The sequence below is a fragment of the Pseudoclavibacter sp. VKM Ac-2867 genome (assembly GCF_015351275.1).
Classification (GTDB): domain Bacteria; phylum Actinomycetota; class Actinomycetes; order Actinomycetales; family Microbacteriaceae; genus Pseudoclavibacter.
In genome coordinates this window covers 40,156-47,263 of the sequence record NZ_JADKSL010000024.1, presented here as the reverse complement: position 1 = coordinate 47,263, position 7,108 = coordinate 40,156, and the positions used below count along the sequence as shown (strand labels likewise).

Genomic DNA, 7,108 nt, shown 5'->3' with positions numbered 1-7,108 from the left:
GGGCGTCCGCGATCAGAGCACGTGGATCGCGGACGCCCGCCAGCGACGATCGAGACCTTCCAATCGCACGGTGACCGCGCGCACGCGCGCCCCGAAATCGAGGATGACAACCGCGTCGACGATGTTCTCGCTCGTGGTCTGCACCCGCAGGCTCAGCTCCACGAAGTGCGGGCGTCGCGTCGGTCGACGCCGCGCCTGCCGCGCTCTGTTCGCGTGCTGCGTGCGGATGAGGAGATGTCGGAAGACGTCGTCGGTGACCCACCGCGAGAGCTGCTCGATGTCGCGGACGCCCGCGATGACCTCGACGACGCTCCTAGCGAGGTTCGAGATGAGCGGGCTCGGGTCGGGGAGGTCACTCGCGGCCGTGCGGGCGCGGACGAACAGCGGATCGGCATCGATGAGCACCCCCGCCCCGGACGTGGCGGATGGATGAGTTGCATCGACGGCGCGTAGCGCCCCGATGCTGCGCGCTGGCAACATGCGGCCCCCGAGTGTTCTGCGGCGATTCCCCCCGAACCGCCTGGCGTCATGGAACCACGCGTCGGGCTCAGCTCGCGAGGTTCGAACTGCCCTGTGGATAACTCTTGCCGCTGCGGCGCCTGCCCCTACGCTGGCCGCGTGCGCTGGGACGACATGTTCGACGACCTCGCAGGTCAGCTTCAGGGCGGGATCGACGACGAGGCCGCCAGGCGCGCCATCGACGACGAACGACTTCGGGTCGGGCGGCTCTCGCTGCGAGAACGGCTCGTCGCGCTCGCGGAGAGCGGTGACGACGCCGTCTCGCTGCAGATGTCCGACGGGTCGATCGTGGCAGTGCGCCCACGGGCCTTCGGCAGCGACTGGCTCTCGGCCGAGCTCGTCGCAGAATCGGGGCGGGTTCGCGTCTGCATCGTGCCGACTGCCGGTATCGCGTCGCTGGTGCTCACCGAGGCGCAGCTGCTCGCGAGCCTGCGCGAGTCCACGGGGAACAGGCCAGGCGATCTCTCCGGCAGGCTGGGGTTGGCATTCGCACTCCGAGACCTCGGTCGGCGCCGTGCGCAGTGCGAGTTCGTCGTGACCACCGGCACGATCGTCGGCACGATCGACCGCGTCGCCCGCGACCACGTCGACGTCGCCGTGCACGAGCGAGGGGTCGCGCGTCGGTCGAGGGATGTCGTCGCCTACCGGATCATCCCGCTCGACGATCTGCGTCTCGTGATCCTCGCCGGCGACTGAGCCGGCGTCTGTCCACGAATCGATGCCCCGCACGCCCGCGGAGCGCTCTCCGGCGTCGCTGGTCGGTGAGAGTTAGAGGAGTGGTCGAAGTCGCGGAGTGGCTTGGTCCTGAGGCTCATCCGGGGCTAGCTGATGCTCGTCAGAGGTCACGAAGTCGCCGGAGTCGGCGAACTCGGCCTGCCGGAGTGCCGCGACACGGCGCTGGTAGTCGTACTGGTCGTCGATGTACTGCTCGAGCATGCTCCGCTCGACCCGCCATTCGCCGACTCCACCGATGCGGATCGCGGGCAGCTCCGCGCTCTGCACGAGTCCCACTGCGACATCCATCGTGACGTTGAGGATCTCGCAGACCTCGGCGAGGGTCAGGAAGCGGCCAATTGACTGGGGGTCAACGGATGCGTTCATGCCGTCGATTATCGCGCGCCCTCGCTTGCTCGTCCCCCGTTGTGGATAACTTCTGCGCCGTTTCCCACCTTGCGCCACGATGTCCGAGTCGTCACGCCTGGCGACCGACGGTGGGGGAGAGACGCATGACCGTGACCAAGACTCGGAAACCGAGACGCTGGGTTGACCCGAGGGTCGTCATCGGCGTGCTTCTCGTCGCCGTGTCGGTGCTGGGGGTCGTGGGGGTGCTCGTCGTCGGCAACCGCACGTCGATCGCCTACGCGGCCGCATCGACGATCGCGCCGGGCGCGGTGCTGACGGTCGACGACCTCGTCCCGGTCGAGGTCGGTCTCGGGGCGAGCTCCGGGGCGTACCTCGACGCCGAGACCGTCCCGAAGGGCGAGTTCGTCGTGACGCAGGCAGTGCAGTCGGGCGAGCTCGTCCCAAGATCACTGATCGGAGTCGCAGACCCCAGCCGCACCTCGATCGTCGTGGAGATCGCGGGCGGCCTCCCGACGGAGCTGGCCGCGGGCGCTGCGGTGGAGCTCTGGTCGAGCCAGGAGAGCAGCCCAGGAACCTACGGTGCGCCAGTCCTCATCTCGGCGAGCGCCGTCGTCGCGAAGATCCTCCCCCGGGAAGGGGCGCTCTCGCGCAGCCAGGCTGATCGAGTCGAACTGCTCCTCCCGAAGAGCGAGATACCCACGCTGCTCGCTGTCATCAGCAACGACGCGCGCGTCGCGCTTGTCCCCGTGTATCTCGAGGCGGATCGCTGAGATGGCACGCATCCTGATGGCCATCGACTTCGAGATCGAGGCCCGCCTCCTGGAAGGCATCATCGCGGCCGGGCACGACATCGTCGACCGTGTCTCCGGCGGGCTCGCCGCCGCAACCGCAGTCGAGCGTCTTCGCCCCGAGATCGTCCTGCTGCAGGGCGCTCCGGAGACGCTGACGGTGCGGAGCCTTGCCGCCTGCGCCCGGTTCGGGGCGCGTTTCATCGTCGTGGTGGCAAGCGACCTCGAGCGCCGCAACGCGGAGACGCTCTCTGCGAGGGAGATCGTAGAAGCCGCGGCGAGCTGGAGCGAGATCGAGATGGTGATCGGGTCCGCGCCAGACGCCGTCGGAGATGTCGCGACGGGACCGATCCCGCAGCAGTCTCCATCGTTCGCGAGGCCTCCTGCGGCCGCGTCTCGAACGGTGGATGCGGGGCCCGTTGGGGCGAGCCACGATTCGGAGAACGCTCCGGTGATCGAGGGCAGCCGGTCCGCGACCAGGCGTGCAGGGCGAGCCCGTGCCCACGCGGTGACTCGGGCGACGAGAGCGCCGGGGGCCGCGGAGACACCACGCCCGGTGCGAAGGCGCGACCAGGGAGGCAGAGGCGACCTGCTCGCCGTCTGGGGCTCGCACGGGGCGCCGGGAGCATCGACGGTCGCTGCCGCGGTCGCCGCCAGTGCGGCCGCGGCAGGTCGGAGGGTGCTCCTCATCGATGCCGACAGCTACGGGGGATCGCTCGCCGCCATGCTCGGCATCACCGACGAGGCCCCTGGCTTCGCAGCCGCGTGCCGACTCGCGGGGGCGGCCCGGCTGACGCTCGCCGAGCTCGAACGCATCGTAGCTCCCTATGCAATCGGTCGAGACGAGATGCTCGTGCTCACGGGCATCGCCAACCCCGCCAGATGGCCGGAGCTCAGCCGGGAGCGCGTCCTCACCGTGCTCGAGAGGTGCCGGGAGATCGCCGACCTCGTCGTCGTCGACGTGGGATTCAGCCTCGAGAGCGACGACGAGATCGCGAGCGACGCCTTCTCCCCTCGTCGATCGGCGGCGACGCTCACCGCCCTCGGCGCCGCAGACCGGATCCTGGCCGTCGCAGACGGGCAGGCGGTCGGCCTGCAGCGGTTCCTGCGAGCGAGGGTGAACCTCATCGAGATCGTCGGGGAGACGCCCGTGGACGTGATCGTCAACCGAGTGCGGGGGGAGGCGGTCGGACTTGGCGCCGCGGGGCAGATCAAGCACGTGCTCTCGCGTTTCGCCGGTCTGCAGGCGAGCGCCCTCATCCCGCTCGACCAGTCGGCGTGCGACCGTGCGTTCCTGTCTGGCGAGCCCGTGACCTACGCGAGTCCCCGCTCCGGATTCGCGCGCGCGATCTCCAGCTACGTTGCAGACACACTGCTGGCGGAGGCGGACGCGGAGACGGACGCCACGGCGGCTGCAGGCGTCCGCCCCGGCAAGCGGACGGCAGGAAGTGCTCCATTTCGTCGATTCTGGCGCGGTCGTGGCGAACTGCAAGGTCAGAACTCCTAAGCTGACCGAGTGTCCAGTCTCTCCTCGCAACTCCAGCGCCGCGGAACCCTCAGTGAAGCTGAGCAGTCGTGGATACTCCAGCTGAGCGCCGACTGGCAGCTCCTCACCGACCTCTCGTGCGCCGACGTGGTTCTCTGGGTCCACACCAAGGACGACGACTTCGTGGCGGTCGCGCAGGGTCGCCCATCGAGCGCCCCGACGCTGTTCTACCGCGACCTCATCGGGCAGCCCGTCCGCGAGCAGTGGGCGGTTGCCGTTCGCCGCGCCTACGAAGAGGGCACCACCGTGCGCTCGACAGAGCCCGACTGGTTCGACGAGATCCCGACACAGCTTCTCGTCACGCCCGTCTTCTGCCGTCTCCCAGGCGAGGGCGTGAGCCAGCACCCCATCGCCGTCATCACACGGCACACCAACCTCGGCAGCACCCGTTCCATCACGCGGCAGGAAGAGACCTTCCGTGACTGCGCGGACGAGATCTTCGCCATGATCGAAGAAGGCGCCTTCCCCGACCCGGAAGCCCCGCAGATCTCCCGCCGGGGCGCGCCTCGCGCCTCAGACGGACTCATCCGGCTCGACCGCGATGGGGTTGTCACGTTCGCGAGCGCAAACGCGCTGAGCGCGATGAACAAGCTCGGCTTCGGCGGCGAGCTCGAAGGCGAGGTGCTCTCGGAAGTCGCTTCCGCCCTGGTCCACGACAAGAGCCGCGTCACGGTCGACGAGGCGCTTCCGCTCGTCGTCACCGGTCGTGCACCCTGGATGACCGACGTCGAGGCACGAGACATCACCGTCACCCTCCGTGCACTCCCGCTGCGGGCGCACGGAGAGCGCACGGGCGCGATCGTGCTCTGCCGCGACACCACCGACGTCAGGCACCAGCAGCAGGAGCTCATCACCAAGGACGCCACGATCCGCGAGATCCATCACCGGGTCAAGAACAACCTCCAGACGGTCGCGGCCCTCCTGCGCATCCAGGCCCGGCGGTCCCGCAGCGACGAAGCGAGGGAGTCGCTCACCCAGGCGATGCGGCGCGTCTCCTCCATCGCGGTCGTGCACGACACGCTCTCCGGAGGCTTCTCGCAGACCGTCGACTTCGACGAGGTGTTCCTCCGCGTGATGAAACTCATCACCGAAGTGTCCTCGACCTCCAACACGGTCGTCAGACCAGTCGTCAGCGGTCGCTTCGGCACGCTGCCGAGCGAGTACGCCACGCCCCTCGCCTTGGCGCTCACCGAGCTCGTCACGAACTCCGTCGAGCACGGCCTCGCCGGCCAGGAAGGCGAGGTGACGGTCACCGCCGAGCAGACGCCAGGAGGCCTCTCCGTCACGGTCGCCGACACCGGCTCCGGATTCGTCGCTGGGCGAATCGGGGCTGGTCTCGGAACGCAGATCGTGCGCACGCTCGTCGAGGGCGAACTCGGAGGCTCGATCGAATGGCACTCGGAACCAGGTGAGGGCACGCAGGTGAAGCTGCGCATCCCGAGCCGCGGGAACCGCCAACCGGGCGGCGCGTGCGCGCCGCCCGTCAGGCGATCCGCGGCCAGGCCGCTGAGTGTTCGGTTTCTAGGAAGCCCGTCGAGCCCTCGCTGCGCGGCGCTTGAGCGCGCGGCGCTCGTCCTCCGAGAGGCCTCCCCAGACGCCGGAATCCTGACCGGTGTCGAGTGCGTACTGGAGGCACACCTCGGTGACCTTGCACGAGGCGCAGACGGCCTTCGCAGCATCGATCTGGTCTACAGCTGGGCCGGTGTTCCCGACGGGGAAGAAAAGCTCGGGATCTGCGTCCAAGCAGGCGGCAGTGTCGCGCCAATCCATCAGTGGTGCTCCTTATCGAGTGCGCCTCGCGCACAAAAACGCTCCGCTGGGAGCGAAGTTCTGGAACCCGGGATGCGGTGACTGGCCTATAGACTTGGCCTCGATTTTGCATTCCTCCGGGTATCTCTACCTAGAGAAAGATTTTGCCACAGCGTGATTTTCCAGGCAAGGGGTAATTCGTGAGCACCGGCACGACCAAGCGACCGAAGACCGTCCTGCTGCTCGCCGGAGTCCTCGGGCTGGAGGCTGCGATCCTCGCCGCCGCGACGGTGTTCCTCGTCATCGAGACGGCTGCGCAGGAGGCCGAGTTCCTCGCGTCATCCCTTGCGCTCGCTGGTCTGTCGCTGCTTGGAGCAGTCCTGCTGGCGCTCGTCACCGTGTCAACGCTCCGCCTGCGCTCCTGGGTCCGCGGGGCCGCCATCACCTGGCAGATCATGCAGCTGGCAGTCGCCTGGGTGTTCCTCCAGGGCGATATCACCGTCTGGGTCGGCTGGGCGCTGACCGCGGTCAGCATCGTCGGCATCGTCGCGGCCGTGCATCCGGCTACCGGCCGTGCACTGCACCGCGACGACGACGAGCTGCCCGAGTCTCGCTAGGCCTCCAGTCGCTTCTCGAACTCGAGGAGCGGCTAGACCTCGAGCAGCTTGAGGATGCGGGCGACGTGGCCCGCCGCTCGAACGTTGTACAGCGCGTGCACGATGCGTCCCTCCTCGTCGATCACGAAGGTGGAGCGGATGGAGCCGACTGCGACGCGCCCGTACTTGTTGCGCTCGCCGTACGCGCCGTAGGCGGTCTGAACCGCGTGATCGGCGTCGCTCAGGAGCGTGAAGTCGAGGTGCTCCGCTTCGCGGAACTCAGCCAGCTTCTCCGGGTCGTCCGAGGAGATGCCGAGGATCGTGTAGCCGGCGGCGCGCAGGGGAGCGTCGCTCTCGCGGAAGTCGCAGGCCTCAGCCGTGCATCCGGGAGTGAACGCCTCCGGGTACGTGTAGAGGATGACCCGCTTGCCGCGGAAGTCGGCGAGGGAGACGGTGCTGCCGTCCTGGTCGGTGAGAGTGAAGTCCGGGGCGCTGGCGCCCGGCTCGAGGCGGGCCGGAGTTGATGTCGTCATGCCCTCAATCGTGGCATGTTGCGGGCGATTGGACTTCGAGTTCAAAACAGTGCTATGCTCTCTCGGTCGCCACGGAAACGGAACGACATGCACCTCTAGCTCAATTGGCAGAGCAATTGACTCTTAATCAATGGGTTCTCGGTTCAAGTCCGAGGGGGTGTACGAGATAGGCCCGGTAGCTCTCGCCAGCTACCGGGCCTTCTTGCATCTGTGTGCAGGCTCTTGCATCTGTCTGCAGGCTCTGGCACCGGTCCTCATCGCTCCTCGTCGACCAGCCCTTCGCCAGTCTGCCGT

8 protein-coding genes, 1 tRNA gene and 1 pseudogene are annotated in these 7,108 nt (G+C 68.1%); 6 read left to right on the top strand and 4 right to left on the bottom strand.

Going from position 1 to position 7,108, the window contains the following annotated elements; genetic code table 11:
* Positions 1-12 precede the first annotated feature (12 nt).
* A complete protein-coding gene (locus ITJ67_RS17655) occupies positions 13-480 on the bottom strand; it encodes an Rv3235 family protein (protein WP_160071479.1) in 468 nt (155 codons plus the stop codon).
* A 138-nt stretch (positions 481-618) separates the two neighbouring features.
* Between ITJ67_RS17655 and ITJ67_RS17650 the strand changes: the two genes are divergently transcribed.
* The gene (locus tag ITJ67_RS17650) at positions 619-1,215 is read left to right on the top strand and encodes a hypothetical protein (protein WP_160071480.1); all 597 of its coding nucleotides are present in this window, start codon (positions 619-621) and stop codon (positions 1,213-1,215) included.
* 72 nt (positions 1,216-1,287) lie between these two features.
* Here the strand turns inward: ITJ67_RS17650 and ITJ67_RS20370 are convergent, their stop codons facing one another.
* Positions 1,288-1,620, bottom strand: coding sequence for a helix-turn-helix domain-containing protein (locus ITJ67_RS20370; RefSeq protein ID WP_160071481.1), 333 nt, complete (start codon positions 1,618-1,620; stop codon positions 1,288-1,290).
* Between the two features lie 125 nt (positions 1,621-1,745).
* Here ITJ67_RS20370 and ITJ67_RS17640 point away from each other — a divergent pair, with 125 nt between their 5' ends.
* The 3 genes and pseudogenes from ITJ67_RS17640 to ITJ67_RS17630 all read left to right on the top strand — a co-directional run.
* On the top strand, positions 1,746-2,372 hold the full coding sequence (locus tag ITJ67_RS17640; protein WP_194678508.1) for a hypothetical protein: 627 nt from the start codon (positions 1,746-1,748) through the stop codon (positions 2,370-2,372).
* A gap of 1 nt (position 2,373) precedes the next feature.
* Positions 2,374-3,897, top strand: coding sequence for a MinD/ParA family ATP-binding protein (locus ITJ67_RS17635; protein ID WP_194678507.1), 1,524 nt, complete (start codon positions 2,374-2,376; stop codon positions 3,895-3,897).
* Between the two features lie 9 nt (positions 3,898-3,906).
* A pseudogene (locus ITJ67_RS17630) lies at positions 3,907-5,382 on the top strand (sensor histidine kinase); the annotation flags it as partial.
* Positions 5,383-5,457: 75 nt separating this feature from the next.
* Here the strand turns inward: ITJ67_RS17630 and ITJ67_RS17625 are convergent.
* Complete coding sequence (locus ITJ67_RS17625) at positions 5,458-5,706, bottom strand: WhiB family transcriptional regulator (protein WP_068476994.1); 249 nt, start codon at positions 5,704-5,706, stop codon at positions 5,458-5,460.
* A 179-nt stretch (positions 5,707-5,885) separates the two neighbouring features.
* Between ITJ67_RS17625 and ITJ67_RS17620 the strand changes: the two genes are divergently transcribed.
* Entirely contained in the window at positions 5,886-6,302 is a 417-nt protein-coding gene (locus tag ITJ67_RS17620) for a hypothetical protein (RefSeq protein WP_194678506.1), read from the top strand.
* A gap of 32 nt (positions 6,303-6,334) precedes the next feature.
* On the opposite strand, the gene bcp is transcribed toward ITJ67_RS17620, so the two are convergent.
* Positions 6,335-6,814, bottom strand: a complete 480-nt coding sequence (bcp, locus tag ITJ67_RS17615; protein WP_160071485.1) for a thioredoxin-dependent thiol peroxidase — start codon at positions 6,812-6,814, stop codon at positions 6,335-6,337.
* An 89-nt stretch (positions 6,815-6,903) separates the two neighbouring features.
* On the opposite strand from bcp, the gene ITJ67_RS17610 reads away from it, so the two are divergent.
* Positions 6,904-6,976: transfer RNA gene (locus ITJ67_RS17610), tRNA-Lys, on the top strand.
* Positions 6,977-7,108 lie beyond the last annotated feature (132 nt).